General features: G+C 70.8%; 25 protein-coding genes. 10 read left to right on the top strand and 15 right to left on the bottom strand.

Translation table 11 applies throughout. From position 1 onward, the window contains the following. Window positions 1-123: 123 nt before the first annotated feature. Genes AB0K08_RS08460 through AB0K08_RS08470 form a run of 3 tightly spaced genes read right to left on the bottom strand, consistent with a single transcriptional unit; the run spans window position 124 to window position 2,242 of the window. Complete coding sequence (locus AB0K08_RS08460) at window positions 124-774, bottom strand: energy-coupling factor transporter transmembrane component T (RefSeq protein ID WP_363353337.1); 651 nt, start codon at window positions 772-774, stop codon at window positions 124-126. Continuing rightward, on the bottom strand, window positions 771-1,595 hold the full coding sequence (locus AB0K08_RS08465) for an ABC transporter ATP-binding protein (RefSeq protein WP_363353339.1): 825 nt from the start codon (window positions 1,593-1,595) through the stop codon (window positions 771-773). The genes AB0K08_RS08460 and AB0K08_RS08465 overlap by 4 nt, the downstream gene beginning before the upstream one ends. Window positions 1,596-1,600: 5 nt before the next feature. Beyond that, the gene (locus tag AB0K08_RS08470; protein ID WP_363353341.1) at window positions 1,601-2,242 is read right to left on the bottom strand and encodes a biotin transporter BioY; all 642 of its coding nucleotides are present in this window, start codon (window positions 2,240-2,242) and stop codon (window positions 1,601-1,603) included. Between the two features lie 107 nt (window positions 2,243-2,349). Between AB0K08_RS08470 and AB0K08_RS08475 the strand changes: the two genes are divergently transcribed. Continuing rightward, window positions 2,350-3,948, top strand: coding sequence for an ABC-F family ATP-binding cassette domain-containing protein (locus tag AB0K08_RS08475; protein WP_363353343.1), 1,599 nt, complete (start codon window positions 2,350-2,352; stop codon window positions 3,946-3,948). A 51-nt stretch (window positions 3,949-3,999) separates the two neighbouring features. Here the strand turns inward: AB0K08_RS08475 and AB0K08_RS08480 are convergent, their stop codons facing one another. Genes AB0K08_RS08480 through AB0K08_RS08490 form a run of 3 tightly spaced genes read right to left on the bottom strand, consistent with a single transcriptional unit; the run spans window position 4,000 to window position 5,668 of the window. Next, complete coding sequence (locus AB0K08_RS08480; RefSeq protein ID WP_363353345.1) at window positions 4,000-4,944, bottom strand: SURF1 family protein; 945 nt, start codon at window positions 4,942-4,944, stop codon at window positions 4,000-4,002. Further along, the gene (locus AB0K08_RS08485; RefSeq protein WP_363353347.1) at window positions 4,941-5,261 is read right to left on the bottom strand and encodes a hypothetical protein; all 321 of its coding nucleotides are present in this window, start codon (window positions 5,259-5,261) and stop codon (window positions 4,941-4,943) included. Before AB0K08_RS08485 ends, AB0K08_RS08480 begins: the two co-directional genes overlap by 4 nt. Further along, the gene (locus AB0K08_RS08490) at window positions 5,258-5,668 is read right to left on the bottom strand and encodes a DUF3099 domain-containing protein (protein WP_363353349.1); all 411 of its coding nucleotides are present in this window, start codon (window positions 5,666-5,668) and stop codon (window positions 5,258-5,260) included. The genes AB0K08_RS08485 and AB0K08_RS08490 overlap by 4 nt, the downstream gene beginning before the upstream one ends. Window positions 5,669-5,775: 107 nt before the next feature. On the opposite strand from AB0K08_RS08490, the gene AB0K08_RS08495 reads away from it, so the two are divergent. Next, a complete protein-coding gene (locus tag AB0K08_RS08495; RefSeq protein WP_363353351.1) occupies window positions 5,776-6,540 on the top strand; it encodes a beta-ketoacyl-ACP reductase in 765 nt (254 codons plus the stop codon). Window positions 6,541-6,545: 5 nt separating this feature from the next. Continuing rightward, a complete protein-coding gene (locus tag AB0K08_RS08500) occupies window positions 6,546-7,376 on the top strand; it encodes an SDR family oxidoreductase (RefSeq protein WP_363353353.1) in 831 nt (276 codons plus the stop codon). Window positions 7,377-7,383: 7 nt separating this feature from the next. On the opposite strand, the gene serB is transcribed toward AB0K08_RS08500, so the two are convergent. Beyond that, complete coding sequence (gene serB, locus AB0K08_RS08505) at window positions 7,384-8,358, bottom strand: phosphoserine phosphatase SerB (RefSeq protein ID WP_363353355.1); 975 nt, start codon at window positions 8,356-8,358, stop codon at window positions 7,384-7,386. A 131-nt stretch (window positions 8,359-8,489) separates the two neighbouring features. On the opposite strand from serB, the gene AB0K08_RS08510 reads away from it, so the two are divergent. The 4 genes from AB0K08_RS08510 (at window position 8,490) to AB0K08_RS08525 (ending at window position 11,348) form a co-directional block, all read left to right on the top strand. Next, window positions 8,490-9,254, top strand: a complete 765-nt coding sequence (locus AB0K08_RS08510) for an ABC transporter ATP-binding protein (protein ID WP_363353564.1) — start codon at window positions 8,490-8,492, stop codon at window positions 9,252-9,254. Between the two features lie 31 nt (window positions 9,255-9,285). Further along, complete coding sequence (locus AB0K08_RS08515; RefSeq protein ID WP_363353357.1) at window positions 9,286-10,158, top strand: sulfite exporter TauE/SafE family protein; 873 nt, start codon at window positions 9,286-9,288, stop codon at window positions 10,156-10,158. Then, window positions 10,151-11,002 (top strand): RNA methyltransferase, encoded by an 852-nt coding sequence (locus AB0K08_RS08520; RefSeq protein ID WP_363353359.1) that lies wholly within the window; start codon window positions 10,151-10,153, stop codon window positions 11,000-11,002. The genes AB0K08_RS08515 and AB0K08_RS08520 overlap by 8 nt, the downstream gene beginning before the upstream one ends. Before the next feature lie 88 nt (window positions 11,003-11,090). Next, window positions 11,091-11,348 carry a type B 50S ribosomal protein L31 gene (locus AB0K08_RS08525; RefSeq protein ID WP_363353361.1) on the top strand — a complete coding sequence of 86 codons (258 nt, stop codon included), beginning with the start codon at window positions 11,091-11,093 and terminating at the stop codon, window positions 11,346-11,348. 140 nt (window positions 11,349-11,488) lie between these two features. Here AB0K08_RS08525 and AB0K08_RS08530 read toward each other — a convergent pair whose 3' ends face one another. From AB0K08_RS08530 to AB0K08_RS08545, 4 genes are read right to left on the bottom strand one after another with little or no spacing between them, the layout of a single operon-like run. Beyond that, window positions 11,489-12,028: a hypothetical protein gene (locus AB0K08_RS08530; protein WP_363353363.1), complete on the bottom strand. Its 540-nt coding sequence runs from the start codon at window positions 12,026-12,028 to the stop codon at window positions 11,489-11,491. Between the two features lie 44 nt (window positions 12,029-12,072). Next, entirely contained in the window at window positions 12,073-12,702 is a 630-nt protein-coding gene (locus tag AB0K08_RS08535; RefSeq protein WP_363353365.1) for a DNA-3-methyladenine glycosylase I, read from the bottom strand. Next, window positions 12,699-13,301, bottom strand: coding sequence for a methylated-DNA--[protein]-cysteine S-methyltransferase (locus AB0K08_RS08540; protein ID WP_363353367.1), 603 nt, complete (start codon window positions 13,299-13,301; stop codon window positions 12,699-12,701). The genes AB0K08_RS08535 and AB0K08_RS08540 overlap by 4 nt, the downstream gene beginning before the upstream one ends. Next, window positions 13,298-13,837 (bottom strand): sigma-70 family RNA polymerase sigma factor, encoded by a 540-nt coding sequence (locus tag AB0K08_RS08545; protein ID WP_363353369.1) that lies wholly within the window; start codon window positions 13,835-13,837, stop codon window positions 13,298-13,300. The genes AB0K08_RS08540 and AB0K08_RS08545 overlap by 4 nt, the downstream gene beginning before the upstream one ends. 105 nt (window positions 13,838-13,942) lie before the next feature. Between AB0K08_RS08545 and AB0K08_RS08550 the strand changes: the two genes are divergently transcribed. Continuing rightward, window positions 13,943-15,007, top strand: coding sequence for a biotin/lipoate A/B protein ligase family protein (locus AB0K08_RS08550; protein WP_363353371.1), 1,065 nt, complete (start codon window positions 13,943-13,945; stop codon window positions 15,005-15,007). A gap of 12 nt (window positions 15,008-15,019) precedes the next feature. Here AB0K08_RS08550 and pepN read toward each other — a convergent pair whose 3' ends face one another. Together pepN and glgC are read right to left on the bottom strand one after the other, a co-directional pair. Then, window positions 15,020-17,776: an aminopeptidase N gene (pepN, locus tag AB0K08_RS08555; protein ID WP_363353373.1), complete on the bottom strand. Its 2,757-nt coding sequence runs from the start codon at window positions 17,774-17,776 to the stop codon at window positions 15,020-15,022. A gap of 130 nt (window positions 17,777-17,906) precedes the next feature. Then, the gene (glgC, locus tag AB0K08_RS08560; RefSeq protein ID WP_363353374.1) at window positions 17,907-19,151 is read right to left on the bottom strand and encodes a glucose-1-phosphate adenylyltransferase; all 1,245 of its coding nucleotides are present in this window, start codon (window positions 19,149-19,151) and stop codon (window positions 17,907-17,909) included. 92 nt (window positions 19,152-19,243) lie between these two features. On the opposite strand from glgC, the gene glgA reads away from it, so the two are divergent. Next, window positions 19,244-20,440 carry a glycogen synthase gene (glgA, locus tag AB0K08_RS08565; RefSeq protein ID WP_363353376.1) on the top strand — a complete coding sequence of 399 codons (1,197 nt, stop codon included), beginning with the start codon at window positions 19,244-19,246 and terminating at the stop codon, window positions 20,438-20,440. A 64-nt stretch (window positions 20,441-20,504) separates the two neighbouring features. On the opposite strand, the gene AB0K08_RS08570 is transcribed toward glgA, so the two are convergent. Continuing rightward, window positions 20,505-22,676, bottom strand: coding sequence for an acyl-CoA dehydrogenase (locus tag AB0K08_RS08570; protein ID WP_363353377.1), 2,172 nt, complete (start codon window positions 22,674-22,676; stop codon window positions 20,505-20,507). After that, window positions 22,673-23,410: a TetR/AcrR family transcriptional regulator gene (locus AB0K08_RS08575; protein ID WP_363353379.1), complete on the bottom strand. Its 738-nt coding sequence runs from the start codon at window positions 23,408-23,410 to the stop codon at window positions 22,673-22,675. The genes AB0K08_RS08570 and AB0K08_RS08575 overlap by 4 nt, the downstream gene beginning before the upstream one ends. Before the next feature lie 74 nt (window positions 23,411-23,484). Between AB0K08_RS08575 and AB0K08_RS08580 the strand changes: the two genes are divergently transcribed. Beyond that, window positions 23,485-24,825 (top strand): acetyl-CoA C-acetyltransferase, encoded by a 1,341-nt coding sequence (locus tag AB0K08_RS08580; protein ID WP_363353381.1) that lies wholly within the window; start codon window positions 23,485-23,487, stop codon window positions 24,823-24,825. Window positions 24,826-24,827 lie beyond the last annotated feature (2 nt).

Genomic DNA, 24,827 nt, shown 5'->3' on the forward strand with positions numbered 1-24,827 from the left:
CCGCCTCACCGCAAACCTCCCAGGCGCAGAGTGACCTGACCCCCACCGAAGTGACGGGGTCTGGTCACTCTGTGCTTTAAGGCGCCTTAAGGTGCTTTAAGGCGCTTTGAGGCACCCGCCGGCTCACCCTGCGTCGTGTTCCGGGTCGGCGGGCAGCCCCCGGGCGGCCAGGGCTTCACCGGTGGCCCGCGCGTGGCCCACGGTGGCGACCAGAACCGGCCCCATCAGCCGCACCGGTCCCCGGCGCAGCCCGCGGGAGGCCAGCGCCTCGGCGTTGCGCCTCACGGCGCCGCCGACCCACGGGATGGACCGGATCATCACGTTGACCGCCAGGGCGGCCGCCTCCGGGTTGACCCCGAACGGCCGCAACACCCCGAAGAAGGACTCCAGGCCGTCGAGCAGCTCCGTCCCCGGGGTGGTGATGACCAGCAGCCGGGCCGCGGCCAGGGCGCCGAACACGGCGGCGACCACCACCAGGGCCGGGCCGAGCGCCTGAACCGGCGGGGCCGCCGTCGGGCCCCAGATCCCGGAGATGAAGCGGGCCACGCCCGCGAAGAGCAGCAGGGGCCAGCCGCGGCGCCACGGGGCCAGGAAGTCGCGTGGGAGTGCGGCCACCAGGTACAGCGCGAACACCACGGCGAGGCCGAGGGCCACCACCACGGGGTGGCGCCAGAACACCAGCACGGCCGAGAGCACCAGCAGCCCCACGTACTTCGCCCACAGGGGGCTGCGATGGATCCGGGTGGACCCGGGGCGGTAGTCGAGCAGGTTCATCGCTCCCGCTCCGTTCGCCCCGTTCGCCCCTGCCGCCGGGCCTGCACGTCCCTGCGATACCAGTGGACGGCGTCCGGCCCGGGGCCGTCGTGGGCGATGCGCCCGCCGGCCACCACCAGGCAGCGTTCCGCCTGGGCCGCGAAGTCCAGGTCATGGGTCGTGTACACGAGTTGTGCGCAGTGGCCGGTGCCCGGCAGGGACAGCAGCAGGTCCTGCACCTGGAGCGTCCAGTCCAGGTCCAGCAGGGTCGTGGGTTCGTCCGCCACCAGCACCACGGGATCCGTGGCCAGCACCGAGGCCAGCGCCAGCCGCTGGCGCTGACCGCCGGAGAGGTCGTAGATGCTGCGGTGGGCGAGTCCGCCGAGGCCGTGCTCCTCCAGCAGGGCCGCGGCGGCCGCGCGCCGGTCGGCGCGGCTGCGGTGGGTGCGACGCAGGGACAGCTCGATGTCCTCGCCCGCGGTGGGCATGACGAGCTGGACGAGGGGATCGGTGAACACGAATCCGGTGCGGGCGCGCACCGCCGTGGTGTCACGGGCGGCGTCCAGGCCGTGCACCGTGACCGAACCCGCGCTGGGGACCACGAGGGCGTTGAGCAGGCGCACCAGGGTGGACTTGCCGGAGCCGTTGGCGCCGATCACCGCCACCGTGGGCTCGGTCACCGTCAGGTCGATCGGGCCCAGCACCCGCACGGTGCCGGGCTCGCCGCCGGGCTGCTGGCCGGGGCCGGGGGCAGCACCCGGAAGGTCCACCACCACGTCCTGCAGCCGCAGGCCGTCCGCTCCCGCCGGCGCACCGGGGGCGGGCCCACCCGGAGCCGTCACGTGGTTCAGAACCGCCGCAGGGCCAGCGCCGGGAAGGCCCGGATCACCGTGGCGGCCACGGCGGTGGCCAGGACGTTCTTGATGACGTCCCCGGGCCAGAAGACCATGTCCGCACCGATCGCCGTGGGCAGGTCAAGGTCCAGCGCCAGCATCATCCCGCCGATGCCCATCGGGTGGACGAACACGAAGGAGCCGATCATGGCGGAGAGCCACACCAGGGCCCACCAGCCGAAGCCCATCCGGCCCGTGCCGGTCTGCCGCCGGGCCGCTGCCGCCTGCCCCCGCTTCAACACCAGGCTCGAGAGGGCACCGGCCAGGGCGGCGGCGAAGGGGAACGCCAACAGGTAGCCGCCGGAGGGGCCGGCCAGGACGCCGAAGCTGGCGTTGAACCCGGAGAACACCGGCAGCCCCACGAGCCCCACCACCACGTACAGCCCCACGGAGAGGAAACCGAGCCGGGCCCCGAGGATCAGCCCCGTCAGCATGACCGCGAAGGTCTGCAGGGTGATCGGCACGCCGAAGCCGCCCACCGGGATCGGCGGCAGCATGGAGCACACGGCGATCAGGGCGGCGAAGACGCCGGCCAGGGCCACCTGGGTGGGAACTGCCAGGGGCTTGCGCCCCACGGTGGATGCGGTCTGGGTCACGGTGTCTCCTGTGATGCTGTGCGTGAGTCCGGCTTTGACGGCGCCGGTAGACTTGACGGGTTCCGCCAGCCTGCCGGACAGTCTATTCATCTCAAGGAGTCCTCCCCGTGCTTGCCGTCACAGACCTCGAATTGCGTGTGGGGGCCCGGCTCCTCATGGACGGGGTCACGTTCAAGGTGGACCAGGGGGACAAGGTCGGGCTGGTGGGCCGCAACGGCGCCGGCAAGACCACTCTCACGAAGGTCCTCGCCGGCGGCGGCCAGCCGGCCGGCGGACACGTGACCCGCCGCGGCACGGTCGGCTACCTCCCCCAGGACCCCAAGGTCGAGGACATGGAGCAGACGGCCCGGGACCGCATCCTCTCGGCCCGCTCCCTGGACCAGATCATCCGCCGCATGCGCCAGGCCGAGGACGACATGGCCAACCCGGATGACGCGATCCGCGAGAAGGCCATGGGCCGGTACGGCCGGCTGGAGGCGGAGTTCACGACGTCGGGCGGCTACGCCGCGGAGTCAGAGGCCGCCACCATCTGTGCGAACCTCGGCCTGCCGGACCGCATCCTGGACCAGTCCCTGCACACGCTCTCCGGTGGTCAGCGGCGCCGCGTGGAGCTCGCCCGGATCCTGTTCTCGGATGCCGACATCCTGTTGCTCGACGAGCCCACCAACCACCTGGACCACGACTCGATCGTCTGGCTGCGCGACTTCCTGAAGGCCTACCAGGGTGGCTTCATCGTCATCAGCCACGATGTGGACCTGATGGAGATGACCGTCAACAAGGTGCTGTACCTGGACGGCAACCGCCAGGTGATCGACACCTACAACATGGGCTGGAAGAACTACCTGTTGCAGCGCGAACAGGATCAGGCGCGCCGCAAGCGCGAGTACTCCAACGCAGAGAAGAAGGCCACCCAGCTGATGGACCAGGCCAACAAGATGCGCGCCAAGGCCTCGAAGGCGGTGGCCGCCCAGGGCATGATCAAGCGCGCCGAGCGCATGATGCAGGGTCTGGAGGGCGAGCGTGCGGCGGACAAGGTCGCCGCGATCCGGTTCCCGGACCCGGCCAAGTGCGGCAAGACCCCGCTCAAGGCCGAGGACCTGTCCAAGTCCTACGGCTCCCTGGAGATCTTCAACGGCGTGGACCTGGCCATCGACCGCGGCTCCCGCGTGGTGATCCTCGGGTTCAACGGTGCGGGCAAGACCACGCTGCTGCGGATGCTGGCCGGCATCGACCAGCCGGACACCGGTGAGGTGATCGCCGGTCACGGCCTCAAGCTCGGCTACTACGCCCAGGAACACGAGACCCTGGACACGGACCGTTCGGTGTTGGAGAACATGAAGTCCGCCGCCCCGGACCTGGGGGACACCGAGGTGCGCAATGTGCTGGGCTCGTTCCTGTTCCAGGGCGACGACGTGGCCAAGCCCGCCGGGGTGCTCTCCGGTGGCGAGAAGACCCGCCTGGCCCTGGCCACGCTCGTGGCCTCCAGCGCCAACGTGCTGCTGCTGGACGAGCCGACCAACAACCTGGACCCGGCCTCCCGGCAGGAGATCCTCAACGCCCTGCGGACCTATCAGGGCGCCGTGGTCCTGGTGACGCACGACGAGGGCGCCGTCGAGGCGTTGGACCCCGAGCGCGTCGTGCTGCTGCCGGACGGCGTGGAGGACCACTGGAACAGCACGTACCAGGACCTCATCACGCTGGCCTGATCGCCGACACGGGCGCCAGCCCGGGCGCCGTCCCGGGCGCCGTCCCGATCGTCAGCGGCGGGACTCCGCCGCGTCCAGCAGGGCGTCCTCGACCTCCTCGTCGGTGGGCTCCCCGCCGCGGCGGCGCACCGGCTTGGGTCGCGGCGGGCGGTAGGCCGAGAGGTAGCCGGCCTCCTCGGTGAGCCCGAGTTCGCGGTCCTCCCGGTCGTTGACGGCCCGCTGCCGGGCCATGTAGCCCCACACGAAGAAGCTCATCAGTCCGAACAGGAACCACTGCACCGAGTAGGACAGGTGGGGTCCCTCGTCCAGCGTCGGCGGCACGAGCGTCTGAGGGCGGGTCTGCGGGGCCGGGTCCTCCTCGACCATCTCGCCGTAGGCGGTGTCCGCCACCTGGTAGCCCACGCTCTCCTCGAAGGCGACGAGGTCGATCGAGGCCAGCTGCCCCGCCGGCGCGTCGCGGCCGATGTCCGGCTCGCCGGGTCGGGTGCGGACCTGGATGGTGACCTCGCCCTCGGGCGGCGCGGGGACGACGTCGGGCCGTCCTGCCGTGTTGCCGATGGGCAGCCAGCCGCGGTTGACCACGATGGTCTGACCGGCGTCCGTCCGGAAGGGGACCAGCACCTCGTAGCCGGGTTTGCCGGCCTTGGGCCGGTTCCGCACGATCCGGGTGTCCTCCTCGGCGTACTCCCCGGTCATCGTGACGGGGGTCCACTCCTGCGGTGCCTGGAACGCGGTGAACAGGTCCGTGTTCCCGGCCAGGGGGACGGCGGGCTCGTCATAGTTCTCGAGGACCTTGTTGATCTCGGTCACGGCCTCCATGCGGCGGTCCATCTGCCACTGGCCCAGCAGGGCGCAGGCGATCGAGAAGATCACGCAGAACGCCAGGCCGCCCAGCCACTGCGGGCTCAGGACGAACCGGTAGTCCAGCCGGGCCCTCTTGGCGGCCGGGGCATCAGGGCCTTCCGACACGGGGGGTCGCTCCGTCATCTGGGTCATGCCTCATCCTCCGGTGCCACGGGCAGCACGTCTTTCAGCAGTCCGCGGGACCGCAGGTAGTCCGCCAGCCAGTCCCGGTGCTCCGGGCAGGCCAGCCAGGTCTTGCGACGCTCGGGGGTGTGGATCCTCGGGTTGTTCCACTGAAGGCGCCAGGCGGCCGCGGACCGGCAGCCCTTCCGTGAGCACTGCCGTGGTGCGGGAGCGGCCGGGGTGGGGGCACCGGTGCCCGACGACGGCCGGTCGGCTCCGGTGGCGGCGTCCGGCTCAGCGGGTGGGCGCGTCCCATCGAGGGATCCCAGCAGATCGTGGTCCTTCATGCGGCCCGGTCATCCGGCTGGATGGTCTCGCCCTGGATGGTCTCCGGGGCCGCGGTCAGCTCGAGGCGGGAGCCGAGCTCCGGGGTGGTCGGGGGATCCTGTGGCACCGCATCCACCATGGAGCCGTTCGAGACCGTCCCGTTGTTGGCGAGCACCACGGCCAGGTACGGCAGCACGATCGCGGCGATGAACAACACGATCTGGATCCAGCCGGTGGTGAAGAACGCGCCGATGAAACAGACTGTCCGGATCCCCATCTGCCACGCATAGCGGACGAACCGGGCGTCCCGGTCCACATGGCCGGCCTCCGGGGCGCTGGTGATGCGCTGAACCCCCTCCGCCTCCACGTGGCCCCGGTGCCGCGGATCACCGGAGTGCTGACCGGTCTCGGCGTGGCGGGTGGACATGGGGAGGACTCCTGGGGTTGCTCGGGTGATCCCCTCATTGTCCCACTTTCCGTCCTAGAGTGGAGCACCGAGAACGTGATCTGACCAACCGCCCCAGGAGGACCCCGATGTCCGAGCCCAGCACCCCGAACACCACGCCGCCCGCACCGGACACCGAGCAGGGGACGGCGGGCCGCAGCGTGCTCGTGACCGGCGGCAACCGCGGCATCGGCCTGGCGATCGCCCTGGCCTTCCGCGCCAACGGCGACCGGGTGGCCGTCACCTCGCGTTCGGGTGAGGCTCCCGAGGGGCTCTTCGCGGTGCGGGCGGACGTCACGGATGCCGAGTCCGTGGACCGTGCGTTCACCGAGGTCGAGGCGGCCCACGGCCCGGTCGAGGTGCTCGTGGCCAATGCCGGGATCACCCAGGACCAACTGCTGCTGCGGATGTCCGAGGACGACTTCAGCTCGGTGATCGACACCAACCTGACCGGCGCGTTCCGGGTGCTCAAGCGGGCCTCCAAGGGCATGATCCGGAAGAAGAGGGGCCGCGTGGTGCTGATCTCCTCGGTGGTCGGCCTCATGGGGTCGCCGGGGCAGATCAACTACTCCTCGTCCAAGGCCGGACTGGTCGGCATGGCGCGCTCCCTGACGCGCGAACTCGGGTCACGGAACATCACCGCCAACGTGGTCGCCCCGGGCTACATCGACACGGAGATGACGCAGGCCCTCGGCGAGGACCTGCAGCAGCAGTACAAGAAGCAGATCCCGGCCGGTCGGTTCGCCGAACCCACCGAGGTCGCGAACGTGGTGCGCTGGTTGGCCTCGGATGAGGCCTCGTACATCTCCGGTGCCGTCATCCCCGTCGACGGCGGTCTCGGGATGGGACACTGAGGGCCATGACTTCCGAACACAGCGAACCGCACGCCACCCAGAACCCGCCCACCCCGCCGGAGGCCGACCTGGCCGGCCTCGGCGCCATCGTCACCGGCTCCAGCCGTGGCGTGGGCGCCGACACCGCCGGGCTGCTGGCGGCCCGCGGGGCCGGCGTCGTGGTCAACTACCGCCAGAAGGCGCCCCGCGCGCAGAAGGTCGTGGCCGGGATCGAGGCGGCCGGCGGCCGCGCCGTCGCCGTCGGGGCGGACGTCACCACCGCGGAGGGCCGCCAGGCCATGGTGGACGCCGCCGTGACGACCTTCGGGTCCCTGGACATCCTGGTCCTCAACGCCTCCGGCGGCATGGAGACCACCCAGGGGGAGGACTACGCCATGGTGCTCAACCGCGACTCCCAGGTGGCCATACTGGACGCCGCTCTTCAGGTCATGCCGGCCGGCGGTCAGGTGGTCTTCGTGACGAGCCACCAGGCCCACTTCATCGACACGGTGCCCACCATGGACGCCTACGTCCCCGTGGCCCAATCCAAGCGGGCCGGCGAGGTCGCCCTGCGCGAGCGGATCCCCGAGCTGCAGAGAAAGGGCATCGGGTTCGTGGTGGTCTCCGGCGACATGATCGAGGGCACCATCACCGCCACCATGCTCAACCGGGCCGAGCCCGGGGCCCTCGAGGCCCGCCGCGAGGCCGCCGGCAAGCTGTACTCGGTGGCCGAGTTCGCCGCCGAGATCGCCGCCCTGGTGGGCCCGGCAGGCCAGGCCCTGCCGGCGGGCCACACCGAGTACGTCGGCGGGGCCCAGGACTTCCTCGCGGTCGCCGGGGATCCCGACCACCGCTGAGCCAGCCCTACAGGCCGGCCAGCACCCGGATCACGTCCAGGGACGGCACATCCAGCTCGACATCGGCATGCTCGCGCAGGGCCGGCTTGGCACAGAAGGCCACGGCCAGCCCGGCGGCGTCGAGCATGTCGATGTCGTTGGCCCCGTCTCCGACCGCCACCACGCCCTCCGGGCCCACTCCCGCCGCCGTCGACCACCGATGCAGCATCTCGGCCTTGACCGCGCGGTCGACCACCGTGCCCAGCACCCGTCCGGTGAGCCGGCCCTGGACGACCTCGAGGTCGTTCGCCCGATAGTGGTCCAGCCCGAGGTCCGCGGCCAGCGGAGCCAGCACCTGGGTGAACCCCCCGGACACGGCGCACACCGGCCAGCCGGCCGCGTGAAAGGCGGCGATGAGCTCGCGAGCGCCGGGCTGAGGCTCGACGGCGGCCACCACGTCATCGATCACGGCCTCTTCCAGCCCGGCCAGGGCCCGGACCCGATGGTGCAGGGATTGGGTGAAGTCCAGCTCCCCGCGCATGGCGGCCTCCGTCACGGCCGCCACCTCGGCCTCCCGTCCGGCGTGGGCGGCCAGCAGCTCGATGACCTCCTGGCGGATCAGGGTCGAGTCCACATCCATGACCAGCATCTTGGGCTCCGCCGCCCGGAACGCGGCGGGCACCACGGCCACCGCGTGACCGGCCGGCAGCACGGCGTCTGACAGCAGGGCGTCTGACAGCCCGCCCTCTGACAGCGCGGCCTCTGACAGCAGGGACGCCTCCGGCCCGCCACCCGCGCCCCCGGCCGGCACCTCCCAGCGCCACCCCCGGAACCCGACGCCGTCCACCGGCTCGGCGTGGGCCGGTACTGCGGCGGGCGGGGACTCCACCTCCGCAACGGTGGTGGCGGCGTAGACCAGCACCAGGTCCGTGCCGGGGGAGGGCGCGGACGAGGGGGTGGACGAGGGGGAGGGCGCGGACGAGGGGGAGAAAGTGGGCGGCATGCCGTGGCCTTTCGTGCTTCGGAGGGTGGTTCTAGCCTAGTGTTTGGAACATGACCAGCCCTTTCTCCGAGCCCCAGCGTGCCGCCACGGATCCCACCTGGTTCACCCCCACGGGTGAATCGGTGCTGGAGATGGCCGGGGTGGGCGTCCGCCGGGGGACCAAGGAGCTGCTGAAGGACGTGTCCTGGCAGGTCCGGGAGGGCGAACGCTGGATCATCATGGGCCCGAACGGCGCCGGGAAGTCGACGCTGCTGCAGGTGGCCTCCACCCGCATGCACCCGACCACCGGGATGGTGGGCATCCTCGACGAGGTGCTCGGCGCCGTCGACGTCTTCGAGCTGCGTCCCCGCATCGGACTGTCCTCCGCCGCCCTCGCCCAGCAGCTCCCCGGCCAGGAGACCGTGCTCGACGCCGTGCAGACGGCTTCCTGGGGCGTCATGGGACGCTGGAGGGAGAACTATGACCCCGTGGACGAGGAGCGGGCCCGGACGTTGATCTGGCAGTGGGGCCTGCGGGGCGCCGAGGACCGCCGCTTCGGCACGCTGTCCGAGGGGGAGCGCAAGCGCGTCCTCGTGGCCCGCGCCCTGATGGCCGATCCCGAGTTGCTGCTGCTGGACGAGCCGGCGGCCGGTCTGGACCTGGCCGGACGTGAGACGCTCGTGCGTGCCCTGACCCGCTTGGCGGCCGATCCCGCGGCGCCCGCCCTGGTGCTGGTGACCCACCATGTGGAGGAGGTCCCCCCGGGCTTCACCCACGCCCTGCTGATGCGCCAGGGCGGCGTGGTGGCGGCCGGTCCGCTGGCCGAGACCCTGACCGAGGACCACCTCTCGGCGGCCTTCGGCCTGCCCCTCAAGGTCACGGTGACGGACGGCCGGTACACGGCCGTGGCCCGCTGACGACCGGCCGGAGACCGCCTCAGTGGACTTCATGGAATTGTTGGGCCTGGATGTCATGGGCCTCGACCTGTGGCAGGTCGTCGTCATCCTGCTGGCCGGATTCTGGGCGGGGACCATCAACACCGTGGTCGGTTCGGGGACGCTCGTGACCTTCCCCGTGCTGGTGGCGATGGGGTTCCCCCCGGTGACCGCGCAGATCTCGAATGCCATGGGCCTGGTCGCCGCCGGGGTGTCAGGGGTCTTCGGGTTCCGCCGCGAGTTGTCCGCTTCCCGCTCGGTGCTGCCGGCCCTGACCACCGCCTCCCTGGCCGGCGGCGTGGTCGGGGCCTTCCTGCTCATGGTGCTGCCCGAGGAGGTCTTCGGCGTGGCCGCCCCCATCCTGATCGCGGTGGCCATCTGCTTCGTGCTCTTCCAGCCGACCCTCTCCCGCTGGGTCCGCAGGAGGAAGGCCGGAGAGGCGGAGGAGGCCCGGGGAGCCGGGGGAGCGGCCGGCAAAGACCCCCTGGCGGCGCCGGAGGCCCCCACGGGGCCCGTGTCACCGGTGCTGTGGGCCCTGATCTTCGCCGCCGGAATCTACGGCGGGTACTTCGTGGCCGCGCAGGGGGTGCTGCTGCTGGGCATCATGGGGGTCTTCCTCTCTGGTGCGCTGGTCTACTCGAACGCGATCAAGACCTGGCTGTCCCTGGCCGTGAACCTCATCGCCGCGGTGTCCTACCTGTTCTTCGCCTTCGACCGCATCGATTGGCGGGCCGTGCTGCTGATCGCCGTCTCGTCCATGATCGGCGCCAGCCTGGGCGCCCAGATCGGGCGGCGCATCAAGCCGGTCTGGCTCCGGGTGGTCATCGTGGTGGTCGGCGTGGCCGGCCTGGTCAACATGGTGTGGCCGCTGGTGACCGGTGGCTGATCCCGTGCATGGACCCGTCATCGAACTGGGGGATGCCGCCGACCCCCGGGTGGACGTGTACAGCCGCCTGACCGACGCCGCACTGCGTCGGCGGCAGGACACCGTCCACGGGATCTACCTGGCGGAGTCGTCCCAGGTGGTGCGCCGTGCGCTGGCCGCCGGCCACCACCCCCGCTCGTTCTTCCTGGCCCACCGCTACCTGGACTCGATGGCGGATGTGTTCGCGGCCCACCCGCAGGTGCCCGTCTACACGGGGACCGATGCGGTGCTGGAGTCGATCACGGGGTTCCACCTGCACCGGGGTGCCCTGGCCGCCATGGACCGCCCCGCGCCACGGACCCTGGACGAGGTGCTGACCGGGGCCCGGCGCGTCGCCGTGCTGGAGAACGTCTCCGACCACACGAACCTCGGGGCGATCTTCCGTTCCGCCGCCGGACTGGGCGTGGACGCGATCCTCATCAGCCCCGAGTGCGCCGACCCGCTGTACCGCCGCAGCATCAGGGTGTCCATGGGCACCGTCTTCGGCGTTCCGTGGGCCCGCGTGGGGGAGGCCGACGGCCGCGGCCGGACGGCCTGGCCCGAGGCCCTACACGGACTGAGGGCCCAGGGGTTCGCGGTGGCCGCCCTGGAGCTCAGTGACACGGCCGTCGACCTGGACTCCCCGGCCCTGCGGGACCACGATCGCCTCGCGCTCGTGATGGGCGCCGAGGGGCCCGGGGTCACGGCCGAGGCCCTCGCCGCCTGTGATCTCCACGTGAAGATCCCCATGGCCGCCGGGGTGGACTCGCTGAACGTGGCCGCGGCCAGCGCCGTGGCCTTCTGGGAACTCCGCCCGCGCGCGTGATAGAGTGGGACGCTGGCCGTGCTGCGGTCAACCACACGTGTTCCTCACAGCCGCTGGCAAAATCCAGTGGCGCCAACGAAGGATTTCCATGAAGACTGACATCCATCCCGAGTACCAGCTGATGATCTTCAACGATCTGGCCTCCGGCGAAAAGGTCCTGACCCGCACCACTGCCACGTCCAAGAAGACCATGGAGTGGGAAGACGGCAACACCTACCCGGTCATCGACGTGGAGATCTCCGCGGCCTCGCACCCCTTCTACACCGGCAAGCAGCGGATCATGGACACCGCCGGCCGCGTGGAGCGCTTCAACGCCCGCTTCAAGGGCTTCGGCGGCAAGAAGTAGGCTCCTGCCGCCCCTTCGGACACCCTGCGGACCGGGGCCGGTCCGGGACCTCTCCCACGGGAGATCGGTTCCGAGCGGCCCCGGTTCTGTGTTTGTGGACGTCTCCGGTCCCAGACCTCCGCACTCCTGGACGTCCAGCCCTAGACGTCCAGCACCGGGAAGTAGCCGGTGCCCTGGGCCTCGTCCTCCTCGGTGTCCCGGGGGCGCCCGCTGCCGTCCCCGTGGGCGCTGTGCCGCACGGCGACCACGCACCCCATCACGGCCGTGAACAGCGTGATGATGCCCAGCGGGTTCGAGAGCGCGGCGGCGGCCCCCTCGGCCCCGGGGCCGGCCCAGGCGCCGAGCACGGAGGACGCCCCCTCACCGGCGTCCGGAAGGGTGAGGCCGAGGGTGAGGCCGCAGCCCCAGGAGATCAGCAGGATGATGCAGGCCCGGAACGAGGGCACCCGGGCGGGCCGCCGTGCCGGCACGGCGAGGGCCACCAGCCACAGCACCAGCAGCGCCGGCGCCAGCGTGGCAGCGTACACCGGTGTCAGGGATCCGGCACTGTCGGTCAGGACCCGGCCGCCCACGAGCCAGAGCGGCACCGCCACCGCGAGGATCCAGCCGCAGCGAGCCGTCCACCGACGAAAGCCGGCGGCGGGCAGGACGGTGGTGCTGGGGACCTCAGAGGTGGACATGTCTCGATCCTAGCGAGCCCGGAGCAGGCCATCAGATCTGCCCGCTAACCGGCAGCCCAGACCCCCGAGGTCCCCCGGCGGTGCGATCCCAGCAGGTGGGTGTCCACGATGCCAACCGCCTCCATCAGCGCGAAGACCGTGGTGGGCCCCACGAAGGAGAACCCCCTGGACTTCAAGGCCTTCGCCGCCGCCACGGACTCGGTGGAACGGCTCGGGACCTCCTCCAGGGTCCGGGGTTCCGGCGTCCGCTCCGGTTGGAAGGACCACAGCAGCGCCGCCAGCCCGCCCTCCGACCGCAGCGCCGTGGTGGCCTTCGCATTGCCGATCGTCGCCAGGATCTTGGCCCGGTTCCGGATGATCCCGGCGTCCGCCAGCAGGCGGGTCACGTCCGCGTCCCCGAAACCGGCCACCGCGTCCGGGTCGAAGTCGGCGAAGGCCCGGCGGAAGGCCGGCCGCTTGCGCAGGATCGTGGCCCAGGACAGCCCCGACTGGAAGGCCTCCAGGCTGAGGCGTTCGAACAGGCCCCGTTCATCGCGGACGGGCAGGCCCCACTCGGTGTCGTAGTAGTCCCGCAGCAGCGGATCCCTGGATGCCCAGACCGGCCGGGCCAGGCCGTCCGCACCCACCACCAGCCCATCGTCGCGCGGTACCGCTGGCTCGTCCTGCTCACTCATGCCGCGTCCTGTTCCAGTTCGAGGAGGGTGGTCTTGGCCTCCAAGCCGCCGAGGTAGCCGCCCAGGGCACCGTCCGTCCGCACCACCCGGTGGCAGGGCACGATCACGGGGAGGGGGTTCGTGGCGCAGGCCGTCCCCACGGCCCGTACCGCCCGGGGGTTCTCCAGCCGCTCGGCGAGTTCGCGGTAGGTGATCGTCTGCCCGTAATCGACGGCCGGCAGCTCCCGCTGCACGGACAGCCGGAATCCGGAGGACAGGACGAAGTCCACGGGGGTCTGGAAGGCTCGCCGCCGCCCGGAGAAGTACTCGTCGAACTCCCGGGCGACGGCATCCAACTTCCACGGGGCGTGCAGCAGCCGTGGACTGACCTTCTCCGCCACCGTGGCCAGGACCGCGGGGAATCCCTCGCGCTCGAAGGCCACCCGCACCACGCCCCGCTCGCCGCCGATCACCATCAGCCGCCCGATCGGCGTCTCCACCACGCGGTAGGCCAGCTCCAGCAGGCCGTCCTGATCCGCTCGGCGGCTCAGTCGGTCGCGCAGCGCCGTCAGGTCGGCCTCGGCCACGGAGAAGGGGCTGTGCTCTCGGTTCTCCATCATGACGCTCCCGTTCCCACCCGTACTGACGGGGTGGCCGCCCGGCCGTCCCCCGTGTCTTCCGCCCAGATCCCGCGTAGCGCCTTGATGCCGTCGGCAGAGGCCCTCCGGACCGATTCCGGGCTGCCGCCGATCACGGCCGCGGTCTCCGCATGGGGCAGTCCGCCCAGGTAGTGGTAGGCCACCGCGAGCCGTTGCCGTTCCGGCAGGGCCGCCACCGCCGTCCACAGCTCCACGGCGTGCCCCACGGCCTCGGGCGCCGCCGAGCCGGCCCCCGGGATGCGCTCGGGCAGCTCACCCAGTGGCACCGCGCGCCGGTTCCGGGCCCGGATCACGTCGATGGCCTTCCGCCCGGCCACCCGCACCAGCCACGGCTCCAGCGGAGTCACCGGGTCGAGGTCCGGCCACGCACGCAGGGCGGCGAGGAACGTCTCCTGCCAGGCGTCGTCCGCATCCGGCCCCGGGCCGAGGATGGCGCGGCACACCTTCAGCACGGTGCCCCCGTGCCGTTGTACGGCCTGCTCGAATGGTTCTCTCATGGTCATCACACAGTAGACGCGTCAGCGCCGGAGAATGTGAGGTGTGGTCGGTGCGGTGGATGTCGGCCGGCCCGGCAGGGCCGCGTCAGTCCCTAGCATGGAGGGATGAGTGACTACACGCACCACGGTGAATACAAGGTCTCGGGAGGCAAGCTCGTCGTCGCCGACCTGGCCGTCGACGGCGGCGCCGTGGCGGCCGTCAGCATCAACGGCGACTTCTTCCTCGAACCCGACGAGGCGCTCCAGGACATCAACCGCTCCCTGATCGGCCTGTCGGTGGACGCACCCCACGGGACCATCGCGGAGAAGGTCCGCGCCGCCGTCGGGTCCGGGAGCGTGATGTTCGGCTTCGACGCGGCCGCGGTGGCGACGGCGGTGCGGCGCGCGCTGGGCCACGCCACCACCTGGCAGGACCATGACTGGGACGTCCTCGCGCCGCAGCCCCTGCCGATCACCACGCAGGTGGCCCTCGACCAGATCCTGACCGAGGACGTGGCGGCCGGGCGGCGCCGGCCCGCCCTGCGCCTGTGGCAGTGGACCGAGCCGGCCGTCGTCATCGGCTCCTTCCAGTCGCTGGCCAACGAGGTCGACCCCGCCGGGGTGCAACGGCACGGGATCACCGTGGTCCGGCGCATCTCCGGGGGCGGGGCCATGTTCATGGAGGCGGACAACGCCGTGACGTACTCGATGTACCTGCCCGCCTCCCTCGTGGACGGGCTGAGCTTCGCCGAGTCCTATCCGTTCATCGACGCCTGGGCCATGGAGGCCCTGCGGCGCACCGGCGTGGAGGCCTTCTACCAGCCGTTGAACGACATCGCCACGCCCGAGGGCAAGATCGGCGGCGCGGCCCAGAAGAGGCTCGCGAACGGGGGGCTGCTCCACCACGTCACCATGAGCTACGACATCGACGCGGACAAGATGACCGAGGTGCTGCGGATCGGTCAGGAGAAGATCCGGGACAAGGGCCTCCGTTCGGCCAAGAAGCGGGTCGATCCGCTCCGTCGGCAGTCCGGGATGAGCCGGCCGGAGATCTGGGAGACCATGATGGACACCTTCACCGAGCGGTACGGCGCCACTCGGGCCGTGCTCTCTGACGATGAGATCGCCCGGGCCGAGGCGTTGGCCGCCACCAAGTTCTCGACGCCGGCCTGGACCGCCCGGGTGCCCTAGCCGCGGTTCGCTTCAGCTCCCCTGGGCCGCCTGGGCGCGCAGGGAGCGCAGCAGATCGTCCGTCTGCTCGATGATGATCCGGCGCAGGGCCCGGGGCGCGTCCTGATGCCCGTCCAGCCAGCCCTGCGCGGCCACCACCACCGGGTGGTCCCGTTGCTCGGCCGCCGTGCCGGTGATCGCGTCCTGGCGGGCGGGGAACAGTCCGGTGATGGTCCTGGAGGCCAGGCCGTTCGACCGGCTGGCCCACACCTCCTCCAGGTGCGGCCAGAAGCGCTCCGTGAACGGCTCCGCCAGGTCCGGGCGGGAGGCGGTGAAACCGGCGGCGGTGGCGGAGAGGTGGTCGTTGGACAGGGTCTGTCCGTCGGCGGTGTGGCCGGACATGACCGCTTCCCAGGCGGCCTCCCGCACCGCCGGGTCGGGCAGCGCGGCACGGGCCGTCCGGTGCCAGACGGCATGCGTGGCGCTCACGTCCTGTGCCAGCGTGGCATCCAGCTCCTCCGGCGTGGCCCGCCCCAGTGCGGCCAGTCCCTGCCAGGCGGCCCAGCGGATCTCGGCATCCACGTCCAGGCCGGGGGCCAACCGGGCCCGTTCCCGGGCCGCCTCGGGCCCCACACCCGTCAGGGCCTGCAGGACGGGTAGGAAGGGCAGCAATGCCGGGCCGCCGTCCGGTGCGCCGGCGTCGGCTGCGCCGCGGGCCAACCGGGTGAAGGTCCGGGCGGCCGACCGCTGCCGGTCGCTGCCGGCGCCCCGGGTGTGCAGAGCGTCCACCAGCACCTCGCCCAACCGGTCCCGCAGGGTGTTCCGTTCGGAGGCGGGGGCATAGCGGTCCACGGCGGTGGCGGCCTGGTCGATCACGCTGCCGTAGAGCCCGGCGTCGCCCAGCGTTCCGGAGAGACGGCAGACTGCCTCCACGAACTGCCCGGCCGGCAGCAGCCCGTCCCGGGTCATGTTCCACAGGGCCGCCCACACGGTGGCGCCGGCCAACCCGTCCGCCACCGGGTATCGGAGCACCGCCTGCAGGGACGCCTCGTCCAGGCGGATCTTGGCATAGGTCAGGTCCTCGTCATTGGGCAGGACCAGATGTCCGGCGGGCAGCGCCTCAGGGATGGCCACGGGGGTACGGCCCCCCTCGGTCCCGGAACCGACCTCCACCTGAAGGCTCCGCACGCGCGCGAGGCGGCCGACGTCGTCGGGGGAGTACACCCCGACCCGCAGCACGTGTGGGCGCAGGAGTTCCGCACCGGAGACGGGGTCCACCCCCGACTGGTGCAGCGCGCCGTCCTCCACCCACAGTTCGGGCACCCCCGACGTCTGCAGCCAGTCATCGGCCCAGGGGCGCAGGTCGCGGCCCGAGACGGCCGTGAGGACGGCCAGGAAGTCGTCCAGTGAGGCGTTGGCCCAGGCATGGCGGGCGAAGTACTCACGGGAGGCCGCCATGAAGGCGTCCCGGCCCACGTAGGCCACCAGCTGCTTGAGCACCGAGGCACCCTTGGCATAGGTGATGCCGTCGAAGTTCTGCCGAGCCGCCTCGAGGTCCGGGATGTCCGCCACGATCGGATGGGTGGTGGGGTACTGGTCCTGGAGGTAGGCCCAGCCCTTCCGCCGGTTGGCGAACGTGGTCCAGGAACCGGTGAACCCGGTGGCCTCGGCCACGGCCAGGGTCCCCATGAAGTCGGCGAACGACTCCTTGAGCCACAGGTCGTCCCACCACCGCATGGTCACGAGGTCGCCGAACCACATGTGCGCCATCTCGTGCATGATCGTGGTGGCCCGCGCCTCATACTGGGCCTGCGTCGCCGTCGAGGTGAAGAGGTACTGCTCGGTGAAGGTGACCAGCCCCGGGTTCTCCATGGCTCCGAGGTTGTACTCGGGGACGAAGGCCTGGTCGTACTTGCCCCACGGATACGGGGTGCCGAACTGTTCGTGGAAGAAGTCCAGGCCGGCCTTCGTGGTGGAGAAGATCCGCTCGGCGTCCAGGGAGTCGGCCATCGAGGCCCGGCAGTACAACGCCAGGGGCACCTCGGGCGCCCCGGACCCGGGATGGCCGGCCCACCGGTCCCGCCTTTGCGCGTACGGCCCGGCCAGGAGGGTCGTGATGTAGGTGGACATCGGCTGCGTGGGGGCGAAGTCCACGGTCACCAGGTCTCGGCCCGCCCCGTCCGTCCCGGCGTCCCGCCGTGCGGCGGGCGCCTCGTTGGAGGCCAGCACCCAGTCCGCCGGACCGGTCAGGTGGAACGTGAACCGCGCCTTCAGGTCGGGTTGTTCGAAGGTGGCGAAGACCCTGCGCGCATCCGCCGGCTCATACTGGGTGTACAGGTAGGTCCGACCGTCCGAGGGGTCCACGAAGCGGTGCAGCCCCTCCCCGGACGTGGAGTACCGAGCGATGCCGGTGACCGTGACCTCGTTCTCAGCGGCCAGGTCCTCCAGGAGGACGCGGGCCGACCCGGCCACACGCCCCGGCTCGAGGGACCGTCCGTTCAGGACCACCGACTCCACGCCGCTGTTGATGAAGTCCAGGAAGGTCCAGGTCCCGGGCTGGGTGCAGGAGAACCTCAGGGTGGTCGTGGAGCGATAGCCGCCCGACTCCGGGTCCAGGGCCGTGGAGAGGTCCAGGTGGACGTCGTAGTCCCGCGTGGCCAGCACCGAGGAACGGGCGAAGGCCTCATCACGCGTCAGGTTCGTCCGATCCAGGTAGCCCTCCGGGAGTCCGCCGGGCAGGAGGGGAGCACCGGGGGCCGAGGCCACCCCGGATGTGCTGTCGATCACCATGAAGTTATTCAACCACTCTTTCAGGTTTGCTGTCGCCTCACCACGGACAGGCAACCGAGCCCGCGGCGCGCCACCGCAGCAACAAACCTCAAAGGTTGTTCTGGCACACACAAGGCGTGTGCCTAGTGCATCACGAGAGCGGGGGTACGAACTGGCCCTTGGACGTGACCGTCAGCCCGGACTCGGTGACCGTGTACCCGCGTGCTTCGTCTTCGGCCCGGTCGAAGCCGATCTGCACGCCCTCCGGGACCACCACGTTCTTGTCGAGTATGGCGTTGCGGACTTTGGCCCCCTTGCCGACCACCACGCCGTCCAGCAGCACCGACTGCTCCACCCAGGCCTCGTTGTTCACCCGGACGTCGGTGGAGAGGACGGACTGGGCCACGGTGCCGCCGGAGACCACCACGCCCTGGGACAGGATGGAGTCCACCGCGGTGCCGGGGCGCTTGGTGGCCGAGCGGACCAGCTTGGCGGGCGGGGACACGGACTGGCGCGTGAAGATCGGCCATTCGGCGTTGTAGAGGTTGAAGTCCGGCCAGGGCTTCACCAGGTCCATGTGGGCGTCGTAGTAGGAGTCCAGGGTCCCGACGTCACGCCAGTAGTGGGTGTCCCCGGACTCGTCCGGCAGCGCGTTGGTGGTGAAGTCGTACACGCCGCAGTCGTCCTGGTCCACGAACCAGGGGACGATGTCCCCGCCCATGTCATGGTCCGTGTCCTGGGCCTTGGCGTCCTCGTTGAGGGCATGCACCAGGGCGTCGGCGGTGAAGACGTAATTGCCCATCGAGGCCAGGAACTGGGTCGGGTCATCCGCCAGGCCCTCGGTGGTGGCGGGCTTCTCCACGAAGCGGGCGATCCGGTCCGGACGATCCTGCTGGGTCTCGATGACCCCGAAGGACGGGGCCAGTTCCAGCGGCTGACGCACGGCGGCCACGGTGGCCGAGGCACCCGAGTCGAGGTGCTGGTCCACCATCTGCTGGAAGTCCATGCGGTAGACGTGGTCCGCGCCGATCACCACCACGATGTCCGGCCGCGCGTCGTGGATGAGGTTCATCGACTGGTAGATGGCGTTGGCACTGCCGAGGAACCAGTCCTTGCCGCGCCGCTGCTGAGCCGGCACGGACGCCACGTAGTTCTGCAGCAGGGTGGACATCCGCCAGGTCTCGGAGATGTGGCGGTCCAGGGAGTGGGACTTGTACTGCGTCAGCACCACGATCCGCAGGTACCCGGAGTTGACCAGGTTGGAGAGCGCGAAGTCGATCAGCCGATAACTCCCCGCAAAGGGAACCGCGGGCTTGGCCCGGTCCGCCGTCAGGGGCATCAACCGCTTGCCCTCACCGCCGGCGAGCACAATCGCCAGAACCTTCTTCTGTGGCATCTGAGGCATCCCGTCCAGTCAGAGGAGCATCCGTTCCTTCACACTAACGGCCACACTAACGGCACCGGTGTGTGCTGGACTACGTTGTTAGCGTGCGCATCGACATTGTGACCAAGGAATTCCCCCCGGCCATCTACGGTGGTGCCGGCGTCCACGTCGCGGAGCTGTCCCGCGTGCTGGCCGGGCGGACCGATCTGCGGGTCCACGCCTTCGGTGAGGAGCGCAGCGGCGGGTATCACGGAGCCTCCGTGGCCAGCTACGGGGTGCCCGGCGGGCTCGAGGGCGCCAACCCGGCCGTCCAGACGCTCGGCACGGACCTGGCCATCCTCGAGGCCCTGGCCGGAACCGACCTCATCCACACGCACACGTGGTACGCCAACCTGGCCGGTCACCTCGGGGGACTGCTGCACGGCGTGCCGCACATCCTCTCCGCCCACTCCCTCGAGCCGTTGCGGCCATGGAAGGCGGAGCAGCTCGGCGGCGGGTACCGCCTGTCCTCCTGGGCCGAGGCCACGGCCTACGCCTCCGCGGCCCGCGTGATCGCCGTGTCCGCCGGCATGAGACGGGACATCCTGGCCGCCTACCCGGACGTGGACCCGGAGAAGGTGCGGGTGGTCCACAACGGCATCGACACCCGGCTCTGGACCCCCCAGGACGACGTCGGCCCCCTCGCCCGGCACGGCATCGATCCGGACCGGCCCACCGTCGCCTTCGTGGGGCGCGTGACCCGTCAGAAGGGCGTGCCCTACCTCCTGCGGGCGGCCGCACGACTGGCACCGGAGGTCCAGCTGGTGCTGTGCGCCGGTGCTGCCGACACCCCGGCGCTGGCCGCCGAGGTCAACGGGCTGATCGAGGAGCTGAAGGCCACCCGCGACGGCGTGGTGGTCATCGAGGGCATGCTGCCCCGGGAGGAGATCATGCAGATCCTCTCGCAGGCCACCGTGTTCGCCTGCCCGTCCATCTACGAGCCGCTGGGGATCGTCAACCTGGAGGCCATGGCCTGCGGTACCGCCGTGGTCGCCTCGGCGGTCGGCGGCATCCCCGAGGTGGTGCAGGAGGGGACCACGGGACGCCTGGTCGCCCTGGAGCAGGCAGCCGACGGCACCGGGACACCGCTGGACCCGGAGCGCTTCGTCACCGACTTCGCCGCGGCCCTGACCGGGGTCCTGGAGGACCCGGACCTGGCGCGGCGCATGGGCGAGGCAGGGCGTGAGCGCGCCATCGAGCACTTCTCCTGGGATTCGATCGCCGATCAGACCCTCGAGGTCTACCGCTCCGCGCTGACCTGACGCGCCCCTGACGCACCCCTGACCACACACGGTCCGGCCGGGGAGCGCCCGGCCGGACCTGCGGCTACCTCTTCCTGCCCTTGGCGCGCGCGGCCTTCGCTGCGTTCTTCTCGCGCTGGTGCAGCACCTTCTCATGGACCGGGGCGTCGGCCGAGGCCCGCAGCTTCCGGTAGTACTCGGCGGCCTCGTCCTGGCGCTTCGCCTCGCCGCCGGTGGTGATGTCCATACGCAGGTGTTCCTGCTCGTAGCCGAAGGCATCGACCAGGTCCTGCGCGTGCGGGCGCAGGCGGGCGGCCAGCCGGTTGATGTAGCCCCGCAGGGTGCGGGCACGTTGCGTGGAGATCCGGCCGGACTGGATGAACCACCCCAGGTCGTCCTCGATGATGCGCAGGGCGAAGAGATTGCGCAGCCAGGTCATGACCTGCTTCGTGTGGGGGTCCTCGACCGCCTCGATCGCCCGGGTGAAGGCCTCCCACTCGAGCAGCTCGCCGTGGTTCCGCGCCGCGTCGATCAGATCCGCCTGGTTCTGGTTGAACGTGGCCGCCTGCTCGGCCTGCGGCTTCTTGGCCACCGGCATGAGGGCCTGGGCCACCGCGCCGGTCTTGGTGCGGACACGGTCCTCCAGCAGCGCGCGCTGGACCCCGGGGTCCTTGAACCAGCTGGCGCTCTTGCGTTCCGAGCCGGCGTCCTGCACCGCCTGGGCCACCCGGCGCAGCCCCGAACGGTTGACCATCGCCTCCGTGGCCTGGCCCCGCACGTACCGCGAGAGGGCGCCGATGGACAGGTTGGTCAGGTCCTTGGAGTAGTCAGAGAGCAGGCGCTTGGCCACGAGCTGCAACAGCACGTTGTTGTCGCCCTCGAAGGTGACGTAGATGTCCAGGTCCTGGCGCAGGGAGGCGAAACGGTTCTTCGCCATGTACCCGGCCCCGCCGCAGGCCTCACGGGCCTCCTGCAGGGTGTCCAGCGCGTTCCACGTGGTGAGGGGCTTGATGGCGGCGGCCAGGGTCTCCAGCTCCTGACGGTCCTCGTCCGTGTCCGACTCACCGGAGAAGACCGCGTTGAACTTCTCCAACAACTCGTTCGAGGCGAAGGTGTCGGCGTAGGTGCGCGCCAACCGGTCGATCAGCCGGCGCTGGTGCAGCTGGTAGTCCATCAGCACCTCCTCGTGGACATCCGAGCTGGCGTTGAACTGACGGCGCTGGTTCCCGTAGGTGATGGCTCCGGTCAGGGCCAGTGCGGAGGCCGCGGCGCCGGCCATGGACAGCGAGACCCGGCCCTGGACGAGGGTGCCGATCATGGTGAAGAACCGGCGGCCCGGGGAGGCGATCTCCGAGGTGTAGCCACCGTTCTCATCCACGTTCCCGTACCGGTTCAGCAGGTTGGTCCGGGGGATGCGCACCCGGTCGAAGTGCAGGCGGCCGTTGTCGATGCCGTTGAGGCCGCCCTTGTAGCCGTCGTCCTCGCCGCCCACGCCGGGCAGGAAGTCCCCGGAGCCGTCGCGGATCGGGACATAGAAGCAGTGCACCCCGTGGTTGACCCCGTTGGTGATCAGCTGGGCGAACACCACGGCCGCCGTGCCGTGGAGGGCGGCGTTGCCCAGGAACTCCTTCCACGCCGCCTTGAACGGCGTGTGGATCTCGAACTCGTCGGTCTCGGGCACGTAGGTGGCGGTGGTCCCGATCGAGGCGACGTCCGAACCGTGGCCGATCTCCGTCATGGCGAAGGCCCCGGGGACGTCCAGGGTCAGCACGTCCGGCAGGAAGCGCTCGTGGTGGGGCTGGGTGCCCAGGTGCAGGATGGCGGAGCCGAACAGCCCCCACTGCACCCCGGCCTTGATCTGCAGGGAGGGATCGGCCGAGACCAGCTCGGTGAACAGCGCGATGTTCCCCCCGTGGTTGTCCTCGCCGCCCAGGGATGCCGGGAAGGCCTTCTGCACCAATCCGCCGTCCACCAGGATATCCAGCTGCTTCAGTACCCGCTCGCGGTGCTGCTCCATGCTGATGTTGTCCATCTTGTGCAGGTCGGGGTTCTTGGCGTTCTCCCGGCCCTGCCGGCGTTCGGCGGCCCAGCGGCCCAGCAGCAGGTCCTGGACGGCCGCCAGGTCGAGACCTCCCGGCTCGGCGGGGGAGATGGCGCTGAACGCGGTCTGCGCCTCGGGCGTGTCTGCCGACGCGGCGGTCGGGGGGACGACGCCGGCCGGCAGGGGGGTGACGCTGGAATCGGAGGTGGTGGTCATGACAGCTCCTGTTCGGGAGTGGAAGGGTCGGTGGGGTGGTGGGACGGCGCGGCGGCATAGGTTCCATCCAGGCCGACGGTGAGCCAGGCGGTGATCTTCCGCGCCAGCCGCGCCGCATCGGGCCGGGGCTCCTCGGGCGGCGTCCCCAGCCAGGTCTCCCCGGCCGAGCGGACCATGCCGATGGCGGCACGCGGCCAGTACCAGGTGGCGGACTGGCTGGCCGGCGACCGGCCGTGCTGGCGGAGGTAGTCGCGGAAGTGCACGTCCATGACGGCCGCGATCCGGTCGAAGAAGTCCGCCATCGCCGCCGGCTGGCCCTGGGCCGGCCGTCCCGTCGTGGCATCCGGGGGCAACCGCGTGGAGAAGGCATAGACATGAGGCGACGATTCCGCGAGCCTGAGGTAGACGGACACCATGGCGAAGAGTCCGTCGAGGGCGCTGTCCGAGGCCTCGGCTGCCGTCAGGAGCTCGCGTTCCATGAAGTCGATGGCCCGTTCTCCCACGGCCACCTGCAGTCCGTTCTTGTCCCCGAAGTACCGGTAGAAGACGCTCTTGGAGGTTCCGGCATGGGTGGCGATCTCGTCCATGGAGGCCTGCGGGCCGAGATCGTGCACGGCATGGCGGGCCGCCCGGATCAGGTTCGCGCGGCGTTGTTGACGGTGTTCGTCCCACCGCGTGGCGCGGCCGTCCGGAGCACCCGGCTCGCCGCCGGCAGCATTCAGTACGGTGTTCACGGTACCGAGCGTATCAGGTACTCTGGGTTGCAGTAAGCCCCGTCACATCAGAGATTCCGTCAGGAAGGGACCCCATGACCGAGAACTCCCCCCAGCGCCCCGCTCCGAAGGCCGCGGCCATCGCCGGCGGCCCGCTCCGCCAGGCAGTCATCATCGGCGGAAACCGCACTCCGTTCGCCCGGTCACACGGCGCCTACGCCAAGGCCTCCAACAAGGACCTGCTGACCTCGGCGCTGAACGGACTCGTGGCCCGCTTCGGGCTGCAGGGTGAGCGCATCGGCGAGGTGGCGGCCGGTGCCGTGATCAAGCACAGCAAGGACTTCAACCTGACCCGCGAGTCCGTCCTCGGGACGGCGCTGGACGCCGCCACCCCCGCCCACGAGGTACAGATCGCGTGCGCCACGGGGATGGAGGCCATCGGCGGCCTGGCCAACAAGATCCGCCTCGGGCAGCTCGACTCGGCCATCGGCGGCGGTGTGGACTCGATCTCCGACGCCCCGCTGGTGTTCAACGACGCCGCCCGCGCCATGTTCATGGAGCTGAACCGGGCCCGCACCACGCAAGACAAGATTAAGGCCGTGCTGAAGTTCCGGCCGTCTCACCTGGCTCCGCAGGCCCCGGGGACCGAAGAGCCCCGCACCGGGATGTCCATGGGCGAGCACCAGGCCCGTACCACGCACCGCTGGGGCATCACCCGGCAGGCCCAGGACGAGCTGGCCCTGGCCAGCCACCAGAACATGGCGGCCGCCTACGAGCGTGGCTTCTTCGACGACCTGATCACCCCGTTCGGATCGCTGTCGCGTGACAACAACATGCGTGCGGACTCCACCCTCGAGAAGCTCGGCACGCTGAAGCCGGCCTTCGGGCGTGACCTCGGCGACGGGGCGACCATGACCGCCGGGAACTCCACCCCGCTCACGGACGGCGCCTCGGCCGTGCTGCTGGGTTCGGAGGAATGGGCCACGGCCAAGGGCCTGCCCATCCTGGCCGACTTCGTGGACTTCGAGACCGCCGCCGTGGACTTCGTGGACGGCGCCGAAGGGCTGCTGATGTCACCCGCCTATGCCGTGGCCCGGCTGCTGAAGCGCCAGGGCCTGTCCCTGCAGGACTTCGACTACTACGAGATCCACGAGGCCTTCGCCGGCACCGTGCTCTCCACCCTCAAGGCCTGGGAGGACGAGGACTTCTGCCGCAACCGGCTGGGCCTGGACGCCCCCCTGGGCTCCATCGACCGCGCCAGGCTCAATGTCAACGGCTCCTCCCTGGCCGCCGGACATCCCTTCGCCGCCACGGGTGGACGCATCACCGCCACCCTGGCCAAGATGCTGCACGAGAAGGGCCCCGGGTCCCTGGGGCTGGTCTCGGTCTGCGCCGCCGGCGGGCAGGGCATCGTCGCGATCGTCCGGGGGCGCTGAAC

Source organism: Citricoccus sp. NPDC055426 (genome assembly GCF_040677445.1).
GTDB lineage: Bacteria > Actinomycetota > Actinomycetes > Actinomycetales > Micrococcaceae > Citricoccus.